At 56.5% G+C, this 19,980-nt stretch carries 16 protein-coding genes and 2 pseudogenes; 14 read left to right on the top strand and 4 right to left on the bottom strand.

The features are described 5' to 3' along the window. Positions 1-150 precede the first annotated feature (150 nt). The 3 genes from JTP94_RS00330 to JTP94_RS00320 all read left to right on the top strand — a co-directional run bounded on the left by JTP94_RS00330 (position 151) and on the right by JTP94_RS00320 (position 3,817). On the top strand, positions 151-516 hold the full coding sequence (locus JTP94_RS00330; RefSeq protein ID WP_204848584.1) for a hypothetical protein: 366 nt from the start codon (positions 151-153) through the stop codon (positions 514-516). A 228-nt stretch (positions 517-744) separates the two neighbouring features. Continuing rightward, on the top strand, positions 745-2,757 hold the full coding sequence (locus tag JTP94_RS00325) for an AAA family ATPase (protein ID WP_204848583.1): 2,013 nt from the start codon (positions 745-747) through the stop codon (positions 2,755-2,757). 16 nt (positions 2,758-2,773) lie between these two features. Further along, complete coding sequence (locus JTP94_RS00320) at positions 2,774-3,817, top strand: hypothetical protein (protein ID WP_204848582.1); 1,044 nt, start codon at positions 2,774-2,776, stop codon at positions 3,815-3,817. A gap of 607 nt (positions 3,818-4,424) precedes the next feature. Here JTP94_RS00320 and JTP94_RS00315 read toward each other — a convergent pair. Together JTP94_RS00315 and istA are read right to left on the bottom strand one after the other, a co-directional pair. After that, positions 4,425-4,742: pseudogene (locus tag JTP94_RS00315) on the bottom strand (ATP-binding protein); the annotation flags it as partial. 4 nt (positions 4,743-4,746) lie between these two features. After that, positions 4,747-5,319: pseudogene (gene istA, locus JTP94_RS00310) on the bottom strand (IS21 family transposase); the annotation flags it as partial. Positions 5,320-5,531: 212 nt separating this feature from the next. On the opposite strand from istA, the gene JTP94_RS00305 reads away from it, so the two are divergent. Next, entirely contained in the window at positions 5,532-6,182 is a 651-nt protein-coding gene (locus JTP94_RS00305; protein WP_246754597.1) for a hypothetical protein, read from the top strand. Positions 6,183-6,300: 118 nt separating this feature from the next. On the opposite strand, the gene JTP94_RS00300 is transcribed toward JTP94_RS00305, so the two are convergent. Then, entirely contained in the window at positions 6,301-6,906 is a 606-nt protein-coding gene (locus JTP94_RS00300; RefSeq protein WP_204848580.1) for a hypothetical protein, read from the bottom strand. A gap of 252 nt (positions 6,907-7,158) precedes the next feature. On the opposite strand from JTP94_RS00300, the gene JTP94_RS00295 reads away from it, so the two are divergent. Next, positions 7,159-8,337, top strand: a complete 1,179-nt coding sequence (locus JTP94_RS00295; RefSeq protein WP_204848579.1) for a hypothetical protein — start codon at positions 7,159-7,161, stop codon at positions 8,335-8,337. 512 nt (positions 8,338-8,849) lie between these two features. Here JTP94_RS00295 and JTP94_RS00290 read toward each other — a convergent pair. Further along, positions 8,850-9,635 (bottom strand): hypothetical protein, encoded by a 786-nt coding sequence (locus JTP94_RS00290; RefSeq protein WP_204848578.1) that lies wholly within the window; start codon positions 9,633-9,635, stop codon positions 8,850-8,852. 157 nt (positions 9,636-9,792) lie between these two features. Here JTP94_RS00290 and JTP94_RS00285 point away from each other — a divergent pair, with 157 nt between their 5' ends. The 9 genes from JTP94_RS00285 (at position 9,793) to JTP94_RS00250 (ending at position 19,979) form a co-directional block, all read left to right on the top strand. Next, positions 9,793-10,440: a hypothetical protein gene (locus tag JTP94_RS00285; RefSeq protein ID WP_204848577.1), complete on the top strand. Its 648-nt coding sequence runs from the start codon at positions 9,793-9,795 to the stop codon at positions 10,438-10,440. Then, positions 10,433-11,107, top strand: a complete 675-nt coding sequence (locus JTP94_RS00280; RefSeq protein ID WP_204848576.1) for a hypothetical protein — start codon at positions 10,433-10,435, stop codon at positions 11,105-11,107. Before JTP94_RS00285 ends, JTP94_RS00280 begins: the two co-directional genes overlap by 8 nt. Before the next feature lie 100 nt (positions 11,108-11,207). Continuing rightward, entirely contained in the window at positions 11,208-11,342 is a 135-nt protein-coding gene (locus tag JTP94_RS35735; RefSeq protein WP_281434770.1) for a hypothetical protein, read from the top strand. A gap of 202 nt (positions 11,343-11,544) precedes the next feature. Then, positions 11,545-12,573, top strand: coding sequence for a metallophosphoesterase family protein (locus JTP94_RS00275; RefSeq protein ID WP_204848575.1), 1,029 nt, complete (start codon positions 11,545-11,547; stop codon positions 12,571-12,573). 200 nt (positions 12,574-12,773) lie between these two features. After that, positions 12,774-13,385 carry a hypothetical protein gene (locus tag JTP94_RS00270; RefSeq protein WP_204848574.1) on the top strand — a complete coding sequence of 204 codons (612 nt, stop codon included), beginning with the start codon at positions 12,774-12,776 and terminating at the stop codon, positions 13,383-13,385. A gap of 39 nt (positions 13,386-13,424) precedes the next feature. Beyond that, positions 13,425-15,398, top strand: coding sequence for an AAA family ATPase (locus JTP94_RS00265; protein ID WP_210383991.1), 1,974 nt, complete (start codon positions 13,425-13,427; stop codon positions 15,396-15,398). 1,159 nt (positions 15,399-16,557) lie between these two features. Then, complete coding sequence (locus tag JTP94_RS00260; RefSeq protein ID WP_157385284.1) at positions 16,558-16,716, top strand: hypothetical protein; 159 nt, start codon at positions 16,558-16,560, stop codon at positions 16,714-16,716. 176 nt (positions 16,717-16,892) lie between these two features. Further along, entirely contained in the window at positions 16,893-17,744 is an 852-nt protein-coding gene (locus tag JTP94_RS00255) for a hypothetical protein (protein ID WP_210383990.1), read from the top strand. A 51-nt stretch (positions 17,745-17,795) separates the two neighbouring features. After that, positions 17,796-19,979, top strand: coding sequence for an integrase catalytic domain-containing protein (locus JTP94_RS00250; protein WP_246754596.1), 2,184 nt, complete (start codon positions 17,796-17,798; stop codon positions 19,977-19,979). The last annotated feature ends 1 nt before the right edge of the window (position 19,980 follow it).

Raw genomic sequence — 19,980 nt, 5'->3', positions numbered from 1 at the left:
ACGGATAAACAGAGGTATACGGAAACTCACATGTACCTCGTGTAATCCGAACTTACCTTCCCGTCTCCTACGTATTTCAGCACCTCGCCAACCTTCCGTGCAGCCCGGATCGGTATTGGCAGTTTCTGGTTCATCTGGGTGGAATTCCAGTTGATCTTCGTCATCGACAGCACCTCCTTTGCGATCACTTTCCAGAAACACGCGGCGAGCCGGAGGTTTTTGGAGGAACGTCGTGGCGGGCTCCGTGATCGGAAGCTCGTTTTCTTGACTCACCACGCGCCCAGCCTGAAATCGGTGGAGGAACCTCGGCACTCGGAGGTCTTGACGGCGGCCTATGCATCCGATCTCGAGTATCTGATGGAGGACGGTCGCGGACCAAACCTTTGGGTACACGGGCACCTGCACAACAAGTCGGATTACATGGTCGGTTCGACACGGGTGGTTTCCAATCCACGCGGTTATCCAGGCGAACCGAGCTATGGAGACTTCGACGCAGGATTCGTTGTCGTGGTTTGATTTCAACGGCCAGAAAAATCGGTATCCGCGGACGATGGTAAGCGGTTATCGGACCAACTCATAACCGTTTGGCCTCATTCGAAAGGCTGCAAATGAACTTCTCACCAAGTGGTCTAATGACCGAGCTTGCTTACGTACGCGATAAGAAGCTGTCGATTTTCAGTTATCTTAAGTTGAAATAAGGACCTATTTCGCAATAGACTTTAGACAATATTGGAGGATCAGCAGTTGAAGCTTTCGAAAGCCCGGATAACAGACTACCGCAGCGTCAAAGACTCGGGTTGGATTGATTTCGAAGAGTCAAAGACGATCATGGTTGGCCCGAACGAGGCTGGTAAGTCAGCAATCTTGCGCGCACTCCAGCAAATCAATGCACCGGCAGGCACAGCCAAATTCGACGTGCTACGAGACTATCCTCGCAAGGATTACAACGATATCACGACGAAAAAGGCGGACCCAGCGAAAACGGACGTCGTCGTCGCCCACTTCACGCTTGACGAGGATGACAAAGCCTCGATCGACGAAGAGTTCAGGCAGGCTACATACATATTCACCAGACGCTTGGACAATTCTTGGACCCACAGCTTTGAAGGCGGGCCTGCGGTAGCGACAACGGAGGGAATCTCCAAGGATTTGCAACGGCTGTCCGCACATATAGACTCCCGACAGAAAGAGGGAGAAGAAAAATCCAGCAAGCTGTTGGAGGCAGCGCTGGCCAGATGGTCTGGCGCTAATTACTGGCTCCAAGGCGACGTTGCCACAGTCGTATCGACTTGGTTGACGAAACATCTGCCGCTTGTCGACGAAGCCAACGAAACCGAAGAAGCGCGGTATGACAAGCTCTTGAAGCTGACGAAGTTCGCTGCGCGACGGGACACCGCTCTCCAGACGCTCGCGAAAGCGATCCCCGTTTTCGTGCTGTTTTCCAACTACTATCGCGTCAGACCGCTAATTCATCTTGATCATCTGGCTACACGTATCGAGCAGAAGCTGCTGGATGACGACCAGTATGACTATGGAAACGAGTGCCTTCTGAAACTGCTCGGTTTCACGGCACGCGAGCTTTCCACACTCGGACGAGCACCTGAACCAGGTGCCAATGATCACGATGCACTTAAAAAATACAGGGACCAACTCGATCAGCGATCCTACCAACTCAACGCCGCAAGTGTCCGGTTGACGTCTGAAATCGTAAATGTATGGAATCCCAATCCGGATAGAGCAGAGGCCAACCGGCTAAGGATTACTGCGGACGGCCAGTACCTGAAGGTCGTCGTCGAAGACGAGTTGGGCGTCGAGATCGAGCTCGACCAACGGTCGGAAGGCTTCCAGTGGCTGGTGTCGTTTTTCGTGGTGTTTTTCTCGGAGACCGCAGGGAAGCATGCCAATGCGATCCTTCTGCTCGACGAGCCGGGAATGAGTTTGCACGCGCTTAAGCAGCGCGACTTCCGCGAGACCATTTCAAAATTGGCGCAGGCGAACCAGACTGTATACACCACCCATTCGCCCTTTCTCGTTGGCCCTGATGAGCTTGATCTGGTTCGGGTCATCGAGATGAAGGACAGGAAAACCGGAACCAAAGCCCACACGACAGTTACCGCCGCCGACCCTGCTGCGCTCCTGCCCCTGCAAGAGGCTTTGGGTTACGATCTTGCACAAAGCCTTTTCGCCCAGCAACGCAATCTCATACTCGAGGGTCTTACCGACTTCTGGTATGTCGAAGCTACGGCTGAGCTGCTACGACAGGAAGGCATCGTCGACCTGAATTCCAAAATCGCGCTTGTTCCTGCCAACACGGCTAGCAAGGTCGTTTACTTCGCAACGATCCTGGTTGCCCATAACCTGAAGGTCGCGGCGCTCCTCGATTCGGATAATGCAGGCGATCAAGCCGCAAAGCAGGATGTCCTGGTTCATAGGTTGGGCGCGAAACGAATTTTGCGCACGATGGATTTCACTGCTCCTTCAATTCCCAAGGCCGAAATCGAAGACTTGCTCCGCGATACACTTATCACTGTAGCGACGTCAGGCCTGGGGATCGACATTTCCGCGGAGGCAACAGCTTCGCCTACCACTCCCGTGATCGATCTTTTGACGAGGAAGGGCGGCACCAGTTTTTCGAAATACAAACTGGCAAAAGCCTATGTCAAATGGACCCGAGATCACTCCTCAAGCGATCTGAGCGAGACAGAGCGCAAAGGGTGGACGAAATTAATAGAAGCCATCAACTCGACTTTGAAATAGTCAGGATATCAATGGATTGGGATTATTTGCAGTGATAGATGAAGTCGCCGACGATGCAAAAACGAGTGAGGGTATGCGGGAGGCGACTCTCAACCCGAACATAAATGTGTCATTGCGCGGATGGAACGATGAGGATGAAGACGAAGCGCGAACACTCGGGCATCGCATGATTGGTCTTGCCAGGGAAATTTCCAAAGCCTGCGACCTCAGCCATCTGAGATCGATTGTCATCGGATGTGATTACCAGGAAGCTCTGCACAGCGTAAAGCTTGAAGGTGAGGACGACCATGTTGCTACGGCGAACGAATTTGCCACGGGCGCGGCGATGGCGGTTCACCAAAAACTCGACGGCGAACTGTGGAGTACTGTGGTTATCTGGACGCCCTTGGTTCGCAACCTCTTCGAGGATGGTCATCCCGACAGCAAGCTAGCGTTCCAGACTTTTCTGCATGAACTCATGCATGTTGCCGACGTTGCCAAATTCACGGCAACGTTTCCTGGCGGATGGGAAAATGCGAGCCCGGAGAACGAACGCGATGGCCATCTACAGGCTATCGGTAACCCCTTGCGGTCGGAGTATTTTGCCCAACGTGGTGCGGCTTGGGTTCTGCCCGAATTTGGCTTTGGCTACATCGACTTGCTTGAAGAAGTAGTCGGAAAGATCGATGATCAGATCGTCGAAGCAAGAGCTGAATTGGACGATACCGGAGACTTGGCAGCATTCTGGGAAGCGGCCAGATCGAGGGTAAGCTTCCTGTTTCAGTCGATGGGTTACGCCCTCGGGCATGTTGACGGAATTCTGTGTCGTCGTGAAGATGACGACGAACATGCGGCAGTTTCCGAAAAGTATGAGAAGCGTTTGGAAGAACTGCAACGGTATCCGAGCGGATGGGTGGTGGCCGAGGCCGCAGAACAGGGACGGCGGTTTTTTGAGATGGAAAAGTGGTCGGGCATGAAGGACTTCGAGCCTCTGACTGACCTTGTCGAGCGCTACTTGAATTTTCACGGGGTCGAGACCTTCGCGGTGAAAGACAAGATGGAGCTTAGGGTCGTCCTTTGATCTGAGGTCAGCCTGCGGTCCTAGTCCATGAAGTTGAAGCGGAAGCCAGCTTGATAAAGATTGTTCCCCGCGGGACGGTCAGCAGCTTCTCAAAGCTTAATGCCGTGGCCGATTAAGCCTGAACTCCGATGCCGGAACCTCGATACGCCACATATTATCGGGGACGACCAAGAACTCATCTTCATTGTGATCGAGCCGACAGTAGACATCGCCAAGACAAACCGTCGCGGCGTAAACCGCGGCTTCGCCTGCATGTCCGTGCTCCAAATGCCATTCCCTATGCCATGTGGCGTAGTAGATTGCCTTGTCGAGTGAGGTTGTCCCGACATACCCCGGGTATGCGCTGGGCCGGCGCATCCGCGAAATAGCGAAATCCTTTCGGTCGAGATACCTTTTCGGACTGGCACAGAAAGCTCCTGCAGCTTGGTGCGGTCACACGCGTCGAAGATTGCCTTGAGCTTTTCAAGTGTCAATCAGCACTGAACATTGACCCCTTTTACTTATCCAATTTTGACCCCCTATATGCTGTAGATCAGCGCTTGGCCTGCCCGGCGCTGGCCGGGGTTGCAGAGGGTAGGCCAAGCGCGGGTGATGTCGTTCTTCGGCTTTAACTTTGAGATCGGTTTTTAAAGCGCCAGGACTCGTTTCCGGTCTCAACGATCTCGCAATGGTGGGTGAGACGGTCGAGAAGCGCTGTCGTCATCTTGGCATCACCGAACACTGTGTGCCATTCACCGAAGGCCAGGTTTGTGGTGACGATGATTGATGTCCGTTCGTAGAGCCTGCTGATCAGATGGAACAGTAGCTGGCCTCCGGCCTGGGCGAACGGCAGGTAGCCGAGTTCGTCAAGGATGATGAAGTCGAGACGAGTGAGATAGTCCGCCGTTCGACCCTGCTTGCCGCTACGCGTTTCCGTTTCGAGGCGGCGTGCAGGTGCCTCGGAAGAAGGCGAAGGCCTTGTCGTGCGCATTGAACACCATCTCCTGGCTCTCGCGCATATAGGCCCGCACAAACATCATCCGGCTGTGGCAGAGCCGGACATGCGCGACCTTCACAGTCGTCGTCACGCCGTTTATCAGGATGATCTCATGGCTCCAGTCGAATTGGTAAGCCTCACCTGGTGCGTAGTAGAGCGGCACATAGGCTTCCGCCGTCACCGTCCCCCGCTTCTTTGCCCAAGTCCGGGCATAACGTCGGACGGTATCGTAGCTGCCCTCATATCCGAGCGCCCGAACCTCTTCATAAATCCGGATCAGCGTAAGCCGCTCGCGTGATGGTTTGCCTTCGTTGGCAACAAGGAACCGTTCAATATCATCTTTCCAGGCACCGATCCTGGGCAGCGGTTGATGTTCTCGCTTGTAGGAAAACTCGGTCGCATCGGACCGGAGAATCTTGCGAACCGTGTTGCGCGAAACATTCAGCTCGCGAGTAATCTTCTTCACCGACCAGCCTTGAACATGGAAGGCTCGTCGAACGCGGGCAATGGTGTCCACTCTCTTCAACTCCCCACTCCATCCGCTGCCAAAAGCCGGATGGTCGGATGAAACCGTAGAGGGGTCAAAATTGGATAAGTATCACCCCGCTGGAGGGGTCAACATTCCATGCTTAATCACAAATGAAGACCTCCCTACTAACCGCGCTAACCGCGCTTCTTCTTGGAGGAGCCGCCGGTTCGCAGGCAGCCGAATTTGACATAAACGGAATGGCTCTCGGTATGAGCGCCGACCAGGTCATCGCGAAATTCGAGGAAGTACGGCCAGACGCGCGATATGAGTTCGTGAAGTGGAAGCTGCCGGAAGGCACCGAATGGGTCGCAAATGGCAGGACCCTATACAACGACCTTGCCAACCCGGATGACATGGAGCACGAGCGGATGCAATTCGCGTTCACGGGCTTGGGTTCGGGCAACAAACTATTCGCGGCTACACGAGAGTTGAAATTCAGGCCTTCGCAACGACCGACGACCGAATCTGTCTATGCGGCGGCAGTCCAGAAATACGGAGAGCCTTCGGTCACGGGGAAGAGCGCCACCAGCATTTGGGCCGCATGGAAATTCAGCGCAGATGACGCACACGCCGAAAAGCTCGCGTCACCGATGGCCTGCATTGGTACGAGCGATTTCCCCGTTGGTCTTGATGAATTTACCGCGAAAAAGGCGAAGCAATCGGCGGGCATGTGCGGCATCTACATCGACTTCGTCGTCCGCGGTGATCAGACGGGTCTGGCAAACGAGCTTGAGATGAAGATGATGGACCACTTGCATCTCACCCAGGATTTCGACGCGGACAACTCCGACGCCCGGCAACGGATCGATGCGGCGAAAGCCAAGAACGTCGGGAACGCGGCCCCGGCCCCGAAGCTCTAGGGGCAACAGCAAAGCTAGGTGACGCCAGCAGGGTTGCGACCTCAGGCGCTTCTGCCAGCAACGCTTTGGTAGCAATGGTTCGCACCCGTTCGGATACGAACCATTGACAGAGCAAGCTTTAGAAGGGGAATGCAGTCGAAATACGTTGGTCCGCCAGGTCGCATCTCGCCCGATCGAGAGCCGCTTGCTGGACGGACAGTTTGATCTGAGCGTTCTGGCCTTTATACGAGCCACGCCCTGTTGCCGGGTTGGTAAGGCTCGCCCATTCAAATGAAAGGTTTGCTTGGAACTGGCGGTCGGAGATGAGGCCGTCTACCCACTTCTGATAGCCTCGGCCATCCAGGAGTGCCTTGGCGAGTTTGTCCTGCATCGATGCGTCGAACAACTCATGGCCCGTCAGGCCGAGCTGTTTTCGAAGCGCTCGCAAAGTTTTTCTCACTATCTGGTAGCGACCAACAGCCGAAGAGTTGAGAGAGTTCTTAGGGTGTTTCAACATCTCTGTTTGTAGCGAGTCGATCTCTATGAGAGACAACGCCACCAAATTCACGGGGCCGTTAGTGAATGCGCCGTATGACAGCGTTTCGTTGTACCCACGGCCGCGATCCGTTCCTTCCGTCGTTCCGATTAGATCGAGAATTTCCTTGTACCCGCGGCAGACTGTCGTTGCCGGATGGGGCTCGACGGAGAAGTCGGCTATCGCTACCGACGTCGCGGTGAAAGCCACTGCAGATACTCCCAAAACGAGAGCCATTGCGATCCTTGCGAGCATTTAACCACCTCAGCGGTTGGGAAGAAAATCCTTCCATGCTCGCAACATGCCTTTCAGCTAAATCATTGAAAACGCTGGATTAAATTCTTTTATACGACCATTTTTCGGTTGAGAACTACGTGCAGATACGGATCATTTTCTACACGTATTGCACCATCAAAAGATGCGTGTAGATTCATGACGGATTCTACGTTGGAGGGTGCTGGGATGGCATTTGAATTTGATGTTGAATTGTCTATCGCCGCGGTGAAACTTCGGCTCTATCGTGACTTCTTTGACACAGAGACAAAGACATGGACCGCGTCGCCGCTCGCAAGGCCGCATACTCAAGTTGAATTAGGCAATATTCTTCAACCAGCGCAGCCAAAAGAGATCAAAAAAGGCGACATAGACCCAAAGTGGGTTGGTGACCTCTTTACCAATCCATACGGCTTAGTCAGAGGCCGACGTGCCCCTGATCGACTTGTCCGTGCGGCACTGCAAGTTTGTTCGATCGATGAGGTAAGATATCAGCCCAGCACAACCGTCTTCTTGTCTTCGATGGAGAAAGTGGCGACAACGCGCTACGAGGATCAAACGCAACGACTGCAGGCGTTTCGAGACCACTATGATCCGGTGTTTCGAGAGCTTCTGCGACTGGCGAACATCACACTCCCAGACGGTTACGATCCCGACGAGGACGATAGTCTCGAATCCTCAGTCGATAACGTCGGCATGGCTGGCGAGGACTCTGGGGTCCCGCTGCCAGCGGAAGGATTGTCGCTGGATGGCGCGGCGATGCTTGCCAACTACTATGGCTGGTTATGCTTCATTGAGGTCGAAGCAAAGATTCCGAACAAACGCAAAATTGGATGGCACACAGAATTAGCCATGTCGACAAGTGCAGCTCTATGGCATTCCGCCAAAAAACAGGGGCCCGCTGACGAGGCACCCAAGCCATTGAAGCGTCTTTACTTACTTCAATCGCTTTGCAACGAGTTGTCTGGCCGAGTAGACATGGCCGCTACCAGCGACAGGCAACGAGCCTTGCTACTCTCACGGGTTCGTGAGACCGGCTTCTTCGGCGAGATAGATTGGCTTCTTAGCATCTGTGACTGGCGGTATGACGAAGCGCGGGTTGCACTGATGGTAGCTTCCTGCCTCGCCTCGCATGCCGAGGGCGACTTTGTCGAGAAATATGCCCTCGTCGTACTCGACACGATCGAAAAAATCATGAAACGCGCACCCATTGACGAGTACGACTACAACCACCCAGTTTTCCATTTCAAAAAGCCGATTCTGAAGGGATACGAGACGCTGTCTGACGAGCCGTCTCTCGCAAACTACATGCGATCCCATGAACAAATCCGACAGAAGTTCGTCGCCTCGAGACCAAAAAAAATCTAAGTACGATCAGATGATTAGTGGTGATACGTAGAATCCGACCAAGAATCTACGTCGCCTACCGCGAGCCGTTTTACTATATTTGGCTAGTGATCAACAAGGAGACTGAAATGCACATCAAGCCGATCGTTCTTTCGCATACGCGTCCGATCCCTGTGCGATAGTCAAGTTAAGGGCGGCTCGTTGGGCCGCCCTTAACAGCTAGTGTGACAGCAGCAGTCCTTCCCCGCAGGTCGCGATGCTCGACCATCAATCCCTACAGTCGATCGTATCACTTTAACCACTGCGTTGAAGACGGCGATAGACATACATGAAATCTGACCCTCTCGATGATCGTTGAAGCGATGACAGTCGTCTTCAATCAAACGTCCGGCAGCTCCGATACCAGATTGCCTCTCGATCTCGAGTGGTTGCGACCGACGAGCCGTCAGCGCCGGAGCGGTCAAATCGTCGAGGATTTCGCAGGTTGCCTCGGAGCGATTGCAAAGCAGCTTTCCAAATAGAACCGCTCTCACCTAAGTTTCCGGTTTTGATGCCCGTTTCAAGCCGTCCAGTACGCAAACGACATAACCCTCGGCATTGATCCGGTTCCGCTTCGCTTGCTCCTCAAGTTCGGTGTTGCCGCCTTCCACAGCCAGCTTGGACAGCCGTGCTGCAATTTTGGCGATCCCAAGCAAGGTGTCGAGGTCCGAATACCGAGGAAGGGCATCAGGCTCTTTGTCGAAAAGCGAGTGGGCCAGCCGCTTGTTGCGGAACTCCCGCACCCTGGTTAGCGCGCCGTGCGCCTCTTCGGCTTCGTTCTTCAACTTGGCCGCCTCGGCGACGAACGCGTTGATCGCAGCGCGGCAACCAACCTTGTTCTCCTCGGCATCATCCTCTGCCATCTCTTCCAGCACACGACTGACGCCATCGGGCATGTCCGCGAAATCGTCGCCCGCATAGTCGAAACCGGGCATCCATCCCGCTGCGGTCTTCTCCAACTCCGCCGTGACGTCCTCCCGCTGTAATAGCGCCGCCAGGACCTGCACCGATGCCTTGTCCTGCTCCTCGACGGCATACCTCCCGGGAGCCGAAACGTCGAAGATACGCGCGATGTCCAGCGCGAGCTTCAAAGTAAGAGCGTTCTGGACTGCGTTGTACGTTTCGTTGAATTCAGTCCAACGCCCTTTCATGCCAGCGGGGATCGTGTCGTTGCTGGCCTCTAGAACAGCATGAGACAGGACGGCCGTCTGTACATCGGCGACCAGCATCGGAACGATTGATCTGACACGCCTCAGCGCCTCTTCAGTACTCAAAACCATGTCTACCCCGGATCGAAATCTAGATTGTCTCGCAAGACCCGATACTGTCATAAGTTGAGGTTGGAAAGCTTACTCACGGAGAAAGCTGTGCGTTCCGGTTGGCCTAAGGACCACAATAAAACTATATATACGCACGGGCTACGCGCGAGGGGAACGGGTGGAAACTGATAAGACGACAATCACGAACGACGAGCGAGACCTTTTGAAGCGGTTGCTCATCGCGCATGCCGATCTACAGATGGCCCTAAGCGCGATTACGTTTCTCGGGGAAGAGTTGGACCCGGAAGCAAAGTACTCGACGATCGAGCTTCGGCGCTTCAAATGCTTCGAAACCACGTTCATCGTTTCTTACGGCCGAGCCTTCACCAAGAGTAAGGGAAGTCGGCACGATCAGCTGTCGTTGCGGGGAATAGGGGTCAAGCTTACGGCGAAAGAGCGAGCGCTGCATGAACTGATCGTCAACCTTCGACAGAAGGCATATGCCCATTCCGACGAGAGTTTCGCGCATGTGCGGATGGATGTGACGCACATGGACATTCCAGGCGGCACATTCGCCTTTCCCCACCTCCAATTCGATCACGGGCTCGAATTCGGCGAGCTATTCAAGCGTATAGCAACAATGGAACTCACGCATAAGATTATACATGGCTTGGCGAAAACGATCAGGGGTCTAGCCGAAAAGCTACCCGAGTCATCCGTATACGTGAGACCATCTTCGGCACCGATCGAGGTCGACTATCGCGAGATGTTGGCTGAGGGAGCTTCTTTGACGGTAATCGGCACGCCGGTCTCTCCAGATGTCTGACACGATCCTCACCGAGCGGGTGAACTCGCCGCACAACCAAGATCAATTTCCTGGCGCTTGGCCGGCGATTAAGGCCGCTCTGGCCGTGGCCCCCTCTCCGGAGCAGTGGGAGAACGCGACGGGCAAATGTCTCGACACCAGACTGAGGCATCGTTACCTCGACCCCATCAAAGGAATCGCTCGTAGTAGAAACCTGAAAGGCGAAGGGTTTCTGATACTCACGATCCAGTGCTCGCTTCTGGAGTTCCTTGCGTCCCTGCGCTTAGGGTGGAACTACAGCCACGGAGCAGACTGGGGGGCTAATTTTGAGTACGGCGACAGCAAGAGACTGTTCGTGGACTTCCTTCGAAGGAACACGCCGTTCTCGAACTTTATCCCGACAAAAGCCAAGGCGACCGCTTTCTACCGCGACATCCGTTGCGGCCTCGTCCACGAAGCGCAGACAAAGGATGGTTGGGTCGTCAAAGGTGGCTCGTCCAGGTACCCGCTGGTAGATTTCGAAACCAAGGTCGTCAACCGTGACGCCATGGGCGACGCAATCGACGCCTACCTTGCGAACTATCGCCAAGCCTTGAAAACCGACCAAGGCCTGCAAGAAGCCTTCGTGCGCAAGTTCGACAACCTCTATCACCACGCCTCTTTAGCGTCGGGATTTCCAGCGCATTAGCCGGTGGCGCTAGTTATCTGCCAACGCAACATAGCCTATGACCCGGAGATCATAGGGAAGGGATTGAGGTGCGCTGGACCGGGAGACTATCGGTTCCTGAATGACGGAAGCTACGTCGTCATCTCGCATGACGCGCGCGGGCTTCGCCATCGAGCCCCGGCGTTTCGATCCAGATTTCCCCGACTGGGAACGCGCCGAGGGCATATTCCATTCGCCGGCGACCGAGGTAGAGTAAGCGGCTGAACGCACCTATATCGCGGCAAGCGAAGGCAACGAGGTCAAATGCCGACAAGACTGACTTTCGGGGTGTCCCAAGCGTTCGGGGAAGCCCTTGCTCTCAAAATCTCCACTCCAGACATACGCCCCCGTCGATGCGGTCGAGCAGTTACTGACAGACGCAGGCCGTGATATTCTCCCCCGTCAACTCGGCCACACGAATGAGATTTTTGCTCCTCTCCGACATTCACAACAACCTTCGTGCGGTCGAGAAGATGCGAGCGCAGGAATCCAATTGCTTTGACGCGCTTATCGTTGCGGGTGACATAGGTTCAGATAGCACCCATCAGATTTTCGATGTCCTGGCGACTTTCAAATGCCCGGTGTTGTACGTTTATGGAAACTGGGATCACAAGCTCAGCTACGATGTTTCTTTCGGGGACCCTTGTCACCATCTGCACCTGTCCCCGTTCAAGTCTGGTCCGATAACCTTCGCTGGTTTCAGCGGGTGCACCGCCAGTTGGGGGCAGAACCCCGAGGCGCTCCGTCTATATAAAGAAATAGGCGACACTCATTCTGAAATTATCCGCGCTCTCAACGACGCAGAAAACGAGGCGATCCGACAGAAGGCCCTCATCGAGGCCGAGTACACTGCTTCCGTTGATGCGTTGACGGCCACTTCCCGGAGGTCGCCGTCTCAGCGGAAGCTGAAAGCTCTGGATGCGGAACGCCGCCGGAGAAACAACGCACTTTCCAAGATGGTCGAAGACATAAAGGGCGCAGATGCCTATAGCCAGTACTTGCGTCAGCGATCATCCATTTCTGATGAGGTCCTTGCATGGAATCGCCGCAGCCTCAGTCAGGTCTTGACGCAAGTGGAAGCGCCAAGGGAGCGAACGGTTATCGTCACTCACGACCGACTTGTTAAAACACAGACTGATTTTGCTGGTGTCGCTGTCTTCCTCTTTGGTCATCGGCACGGTTTCGCTGAAACCAGCCACCAAGGCGCAAAATTCATCAACGTCTCGGCGCTTGATCTCCGCCGTACGATCCGCCCCAAGGTATTTTTGAAAGGAGATCGGTGGAAGCAGTATCGCAACCTCAATTTCGGAAATTACGCGGTGCTGGAATGGGATCAAAGCGCGGGATTCAAGGTGACGCGTATCCCGCTCGACATCGATTCCGCTTGGCAAGAGAGTTGGGAGTTCGAGACGGTGTTTGATATGCCTGACGCACCGTTTTTGTCATAGGTCGCGGATTGTCAGACAGTAACCTCGCACCTTGAATGGCAACAAAATTCAACTTTTCCGCGTGCGACCTCTTGACGGTGCACGCGATGTTCTCTAAATGTTCACGTCATGAAACAGCGCGCCGCCCTCATACGAATACGTTGATCTTCGAACCGCCCGTCGGCGGCTCCGATCATCTATTAGGTCATTGAGGTGCTCTTATGGGTATTGCGTCCCGCGCGCTGACGTTGCGCGCCAATAGAAAAACCGCGTCGATCCGAACCTATTATCCAGCTGGTACCATCAAGTGTAACGGTGTCACCATCTACCGATCGCAGGTGTCGCGTGACGCCGCCTGTATTTTCGATTTCGATCCTGCCATCATTCATTGGAAATGCCTGCCGTCCTCGCTTCCTTACGGGGACGAAGCTCACGTGCCGGATTTCGAAATCCTCGATGCCGATGGCTGCCTCGAACTCGTTGACGCGCCGGACAGGGATGTCGACATCGACCTGCTGGCGGCTTCCGCACGCAAAATGGGGATGTCCTACCGCCAGCTTCGGCGGGATGAAATCTATGGCGGGCCGAGACTTCGAAACGCGAAGGACCTCCTAAGGTACACCAACTACCAGGTGCCGCTCGGAGATCGGCTACGTTTGCTCGCCGGGCTCGACGAAAACGGTACCCTGACCGTTGCGGAAAGCCTGGCGGCCTTCACGGAAACGAAAGCGGTGGCCGGGTTTGCAAGCCTGATCATTCAGGGCTTCATCTCGGTGGACCTCGATGCTGGCCTGATCGGTCCTGAGACCACGGTGAGACGGATATGTGCGTGACCTTTAGTCCGCGCTCCAATTCCGAACACCGAGGCCACGATGACCATCAAGAAAAGCAGACGCTTCCCTAAAACATACATCGACCCCTTTGACGACGAGGATAGCGACGCACTGTCGCTGCCTACCCATCTGGCGGTCATCACCATGTCCCGGGTTATCCGGCACTTCCTCAAGAAGCGATCGGGTTTCGTGGTGGCATTCGCGTTGCCACCGGGCGGCAACTTCAATGCGTACCAACGCGCGGCCAGATTTCTGCTCGAGGGAACCCTGCCACTGAGCAAAGTGGAAGGCTACAACTACGTCGTCCCGGTCCTTGACGAGACCGACGTGGATGAAGGGTTCATGGAATTCAGGAAACTAAAGAGGCTCAGACGCGCTATCATTCTGGTAGCCGACAAGAAACTCTTGGCCAACGAAATCCGGCTCGCGGCAGACGTCGTCGCGGAGCTACCATCTCCTTCGGCCGACGATCACCGCATCGCAGCACGCAACATGGGCTTCGGGAATCTCACCGACGAAGACGCTGCTCTCCTCGCCAGTCAGCCCCCGATCCACGCAGCGATCGCCGTTCGACACGGGCGTCCGTTGCCTGCCGCTCTTCGGAGGCTGCGTCTGTATCCCAATACGGGTGTTTCGACGGACGTCCCTTCCGGGCCGACCCTGCACGAACTCTCGGGTTACGGTGACGCGAAGTCTTGGGGACTGGAACTCTCTGACGACGTGGAAGCGTGGCGTGACGGAAAGATCACCTGGGACGACATTGATCGCGGCGTCCTTCTGTATGGTCCGCCGGGTTCGGGCAAAACCTCGTTCGGGTCAGCCTTGGCGCGCACCTGCGGAGCGAAGTTCGTCTACGCATCGGCGGCTCAGTGGCAATCCTCGGGTTCCGGCTACCTTGGCGACATGCTGACGGCTATGCGGAAGAGCTTCGCAGACGCCGAAGCTGCGAAGCCGAGCATCCTGTTGATCGACGAGCTCGATTCCATCGGGAGCCGGACCGAGGACGCGGGTCGCAACTCGTCCTATGCTCGTCAGGTGATCAATAGCCTCCTCGAGCTTTTGGACGGAGGGCAAGCTCGTGACGGCGTCATCGTCATTGGCGCTACGAACTATCCTCATCTGATCGATGCCGCATTGCTGCGCTCCGGCCGCCTCGAACGCCATTTCGAAATCGGTCTTCCCGACGAGGAAACCCGTTCGGGCATCTTCCGCTTCTACCTTGGCGACCGCCTTTCGGACGAGGAAATCCGGATCGTCGCTTCGGCGTCGGAAGGGTGGTCTGGAGCGGATATCGAAAAGGGTGTCCGGCAGGCCCGACGTAGCGCTCGCCGGCAGGGCCGCGATATTATCCTTTCCGACGTCAAGGGAGCATTGCCACCCACTCGGACGATCCCGATTGCCATGCAGCGACTCGTTGCCGTCCACGAGCTCGGCCACGCCATCGTCGGTGTGCTGGTTGATGCCGATCCCCTGATCTCCGTTTCGATCAACAAAACCGTTCGAGAGGACTTGGTCGTCCAGCCCCTGGGAGGGGCCAGGTTCCAGGAACGGATGTTCGCCCGAAAAACATCGACTTACTTCCAGAACAAGATCGCGGTGCTGCTCGCGGGAGCCGCGGCCGAGGAGCTGATGTTCGGAGACTTCGAGACCGCAGCGGCCGGTCACCCGCACGCGGACCTGAACCAGGCAACCGAGTTGGCGACGATGATGGAAATCAAATGGGGCTTGGGCGGCAGCCTCGCGGTGGAAACGGCCGATACTCCCGAACGACTGTCGGCGTTCCGATCGCAGCGAAAGGGTCTCCGGCAGGCGGTGGACGCCATGCTGAAAACGCAGTTCGACAGAGCAAAGTCCCTGCTCCAAGACCATCGAAGCGTCCTGTTGACCCTGCACGAAAGGCTCATGAAGGAGCGTATGCTCTCGGCGGATGACGTTCGCACCGCATTGCAAGATGCCGCTTCGAGCGACGCAACCGGCTGTTTGAATGAGCCACCTGGCCTTCGAAGAGCCTGAAATCGCTTTTTTTACGAGTGATTTCAGAAAGGTTAATTTTTGCATCTACCGGCATAGGTTGCGCGGAGCTGTCGAATGAACCTCCGCTCAAGTCAGTCCGCCAACACGCCTGAGCAAAGGAAATCTCGATCAATTGCCGCATCGAGTTCTTGAATTATTAAAATCGGGAATCCTTTCCCGAATCCTTGGCAAAGAAAGGAGATCGCGTCATGGCAAGACATGAAATCAAGGAATTCGCTGAGGGTTTGGCTAACGCGAGCTCTCCGGATAACTCGGGAAAATGCAGACGGCTCGCGCTGGTCTGGCAATCTTTCTCGGAAGGCACATGTCAAGTGTCGACGCCTTCGAAATCGAGACCACGCAAGGCTTCTTGGCTTCTCGACGCCGTCTGCGAGAACAGAGGCCCGGTACATCCAAAACGAGAATTCAAGAACTCGCTAAGCGAGACCTTGGACCATCGAATCCTTGCGACACCTGCGCGTCGCAGCTGCTCTTTTGCCTCTCCAAGGATTCACCAACGAGTTCTAGAATTTTCCAAGGAAATCAGTGGCCTCCGGTTTTCCGCGAATTTCCTTGCGCGTCGCTTGCCCGTCTGCAGCGGAGAGCTGATGAGTCGAAAATCGGCTGGACGCGTCAGAGTTGAATCTCGGCCGCGATCGGCATTTTTCGCTCAAGGTTGGGGTCTTGATATTGCCGGGGGTGTAGGGCTACATGCCACTCAACGGTGCCAGTTGTCTGGTGCCGGAGATAGAAACGGACCGCTGTTCAGAGCGGTCCGTTTTGGAGTGGCTGGACCCGTTAGCGCAGGTGTCAGCCTATGGCCCACATTTGAGGATTTAAGCCATGACGTACTTGTAGATGGGCACGCCCCGGAAATCAAACGGAAAACCGGCCCACATCGCCGTATGACGCGTAAAGCGTTAACGGCGATCGTCGATCCGCGTTCTCCCGCACGCCGGACGTCGGTTTCCGGGGCACATCTTGCCCCGGAAACCATCTGCCCCACCGCCCGTGAACCGGAGCGAATAGCCAGGCGGCGACGCCTGACTGCATTTGCTCCTGCTGGCCGGTCTAGGTAGACGCCGGACGGAGCTCCGCTTTCCAATCCGTTTCAACGCACGCCGCCGCCTACGCGAGCGGCCACAGGAGAAGTGCGCCCATGTATCTGTCCAAACACATTCTCGATTCCGCTTTCTTTATCGGAACGGCCGACATCGATCTTCCCACCCTCGACGACCTGACGACCATCCCGTTGGAGGAGGAGATCGCCCGCATGATCTGCTCCGTATCCGACCGCCCGGGCCGCCACGGCCTGTAAGCACAGCAACCGGAAGATAGCTGCCTGACGCGGGGATCACCGTCCCCGCGGACGGCGGAACCACACTGCGAATGGCAGGTTTTGACTTCTCGAAACGAGGCTAGTCCTCTTCCGAAAAGGCATCTCCTCCAGCCAATCTTGCAGGTCGCTTAGCGACAAGGTGGAAGGAGCCGAGCATGAACATCGCCCACACGGTTGCCCGTAATATCGCGCTCAAGAAGGCCAGACTCGGCTTTCTTGTCGACCGTCGCCGTGCGCCTGCGCCTATGGCTGCGTCTTCTCGGCAATACGAAGCCCCCGTAATCCAGCTGAAGGGTAAGCACGGCCGCACCGAGACGGAGGACTGTAAATACCGCGGCCGCACCAGCCAGCGCGGCGACATCCCACTCTTCTGGAACGAGCCGACCGAAGGACACGCGACGCGGCGTCCGGCGCTTCGCCAGGCGAAGACGGCGCGCGGTTTCACGATCTTCAACGGCACCGTGGTGTTCCACGAGAGCGAGCTGGAACACCGTGTCTCGACGATCATGCAGGGGCGCGCCGATGTACGGGAACTTCATTCTCAGTTCCCCGTCCTCTCGTTCTCCGACGACGATGGCGTGATCCACGACCATACCTTCGATTACTACGTGGTGTTCAACGACGGTTTCCGCGTGGCCATCGCGGTGAAACACGCCCGCAAGCAGGCGCAAATCCTCGAAATGTTCAACAGGATCGCCAGACAAGACTTTTCCCATGTGGCGGACGACCTGCGCCTCATGACGGAAGAGGATGCGACCTACGAGGCTTTCTATAACGCCCACGACATCCTGCGCGCCCGCGAGCATTTCGACACGATCGAGTACGAAACCACCCTATCGATCGCGAAACGTCTCGCCGGTCGTTTCCGGTTCGGCGAATTGCTCCGAGGCTGCCGCCATGTCGGAAGTCGGCGCGATGCCGTGTGGCAACTGATTGATCGTGGCCATCTGGTCCCGCTCTCCCGGGGGCGCATTTCGGACCTGAGCTGGCTGACCGTGCCGTCCTGACTGTCCTTTCCCGCGCTGCCCTATCGTTTTCAACGGAGTCAAGAGACCTCGATGCCGAACCACGCCCTGCCTGCGCTCGTCTACCACCACTCCATTGTCGAGATGGATGACACCGACCTCTTCACCTGCGCCAACCAGAATTACATTCCGTTGCGCGCCGATGGGGACGGCTACGTAGTGCGTCACGAAGATGACGGGCGCGAGGTCTTTATGAGCCATGCGGAAATCCACCGCCAACTGACGGAAAAGCGGGCGGCGATCCGCTATCGCTACAACAGCATCCCGGAACAGAAACTGCGCCTCATCTGGGGCGACGAGACCTTCGAAGGCCTCGATCCCGAGAAACGCGCCCTGCCGAGCTTTCGCGAGAAGCTTATCCTGCGTTACGAGGACGAGTGCCTCAGAGCCGGAAAGTCGCTCCCGCGCTCCGAAGAGAAGCTTCAGCCTCTGCTCGACCAGTGGGCGGATGAAATCGAAAAGGGTACGAAGGGCGAGCGCCGCAAGCGGGGGGATCAGGGGGCCATCTCGTTCGGTGCGCCGTCGGTGCGCCAGTTCAACCGCGACTATGCCGATTACATGGGATGCGGCAGGAAGACGCTCGCGCTGGCGCATCGTCATCACGGCCCCGGCAAGCGCCTCTTCATGAGCTGCCCCGAGAGCATGGCGGTCGCCCACCGTGGCGCGCGTCGGTATCTGTCGCGCAAGAAACCCACGAAGGCTCACTGCTACCTGCTGTATTGCGCCGAGCTTTTCGAGATCAACCAGACGCGGACCACGAAGCTGCACAAGGTTTCGAGAACCAAGTTCGAATCGATGATCAACCGGTTCGACGAGTTCGAGAAAGACGCCAGCCGTCACGGCGAAAAGTGGGCGGTCGACAAGTACTCCAGAAACCTGCGGACCTACGACATCCTGGCTCCCGGACAGCGTGTCGAGATTGACGAAGTCAATGTCGACCTCATGACGCTGCTCGTGGAAACGGGTCTATACGAGGGCCTCCCAGAGAAGGTGCGCGCGAACATTCCGAAGGTGCGTATCTGGTTCGTGGCGGCGATCGACGTTGCGACCCGTTATGTCCTCGCGCTCAGGGCAACATTCAATCCGACTGCAAACGCCGCCATCGCGGCGCTTCGCATGATCATGACGGACAAGCGGTTGCTTTCGCAATCGGTGGGCGCAAAAACGCCCTGGATCGGCATGCTGAGACCGAAGGAAGTCTATTCCGACAACGGATCGGCGTTCATCGCCGACCGCACGCGCACGGTCTTCAAGGCCGCCCTCGTGAACCCGACCTGTCCGCCCGCAGGCGACCCCGCGCGCCGTCCGTTCATCGAGAGCCTTTTCCATTCCGTCGGCCCGATGATCGCCCAGTTCTTCGATGGTCGCACCTTTGGTTCGGTTGCCGAGAAGGGGGACTACGATCCGGAAGAATTTGCCGCGGTAACCACGGACGAGTTCGTCCGGATGTTCACCTACGCGATCTGCGACATCTACCACAACAAGCCACATGCCTCGCTCGGCGGGAATTCCCCGCACAATGCCTGGGTCCGCGCCACGCAGGAGTATCGCGTTCGGCAGGTGCCGTCGGACGAGGAAATGCTCCACGTTTTCGGCGAGCCTTCGAAGCGGCCGATCTCAGACGACGGGATCACCTACCAGTGCATCACCTACGGAAGCGACGAACTCAACGTCCAGCGCATGCACCACGGCAAGAATGAGTTCGAGATCAAGACCGATCCCGAGAACGTCCGCTGGATCGCGGTGAAAGGCAACGAAGGCTGGTTCACCGTCGAAAACACCGTCGGCATCAACGATGACATTTCGCTCGCTGAGTGGATCGCGGCCCGCAAGGAGGAACTCGCGCACAATGCCGCCGAGGCGGAAGACGGGATGGCAGCGATGTACGGAGCCGTCAACAAGCTTCGGCGCGCCGGAGAATCGGCGACCATCCGCGCCCATCTGAACCCCGCCATTCCCGATGCCGAAGAACGTGAGCGCATGGAGCGTGAAGTCATGCGCGGCTGGAAGCCAGGCACCCGTCGATCCGGCACCTTGCCCGAACTCGTGTCGGAGATTGCACTTCCCGCCGATCCCCTCCGCGGGCCGCCGAGGCGCGCCTTGCCCATCGACCACCTGAAATCCACCCCTGGCGCGAACGCACCCACGACCGAGCAAGGTCCTCCGTCGCGGCCGGCCCCTATCGTTTCCACTCTCGACTACAACGAGGACGACTGAC

The organism is Martinezella lusitana (assembly GCF_016901135.1).
GTDB classification, from domain to species: domain Bacteria; phylum Pseudomonadota; class Alphaproteobacteria; order Rhizobiales; family Rhizobiaceae; genus Rhizobium; species Rhizobium lusitanum_D.
The sequence above is the reverse complement of the archived record's forward strand: the minus strand, read 5'-3'. Positions and strand labels throughout refer to the sequence as shown.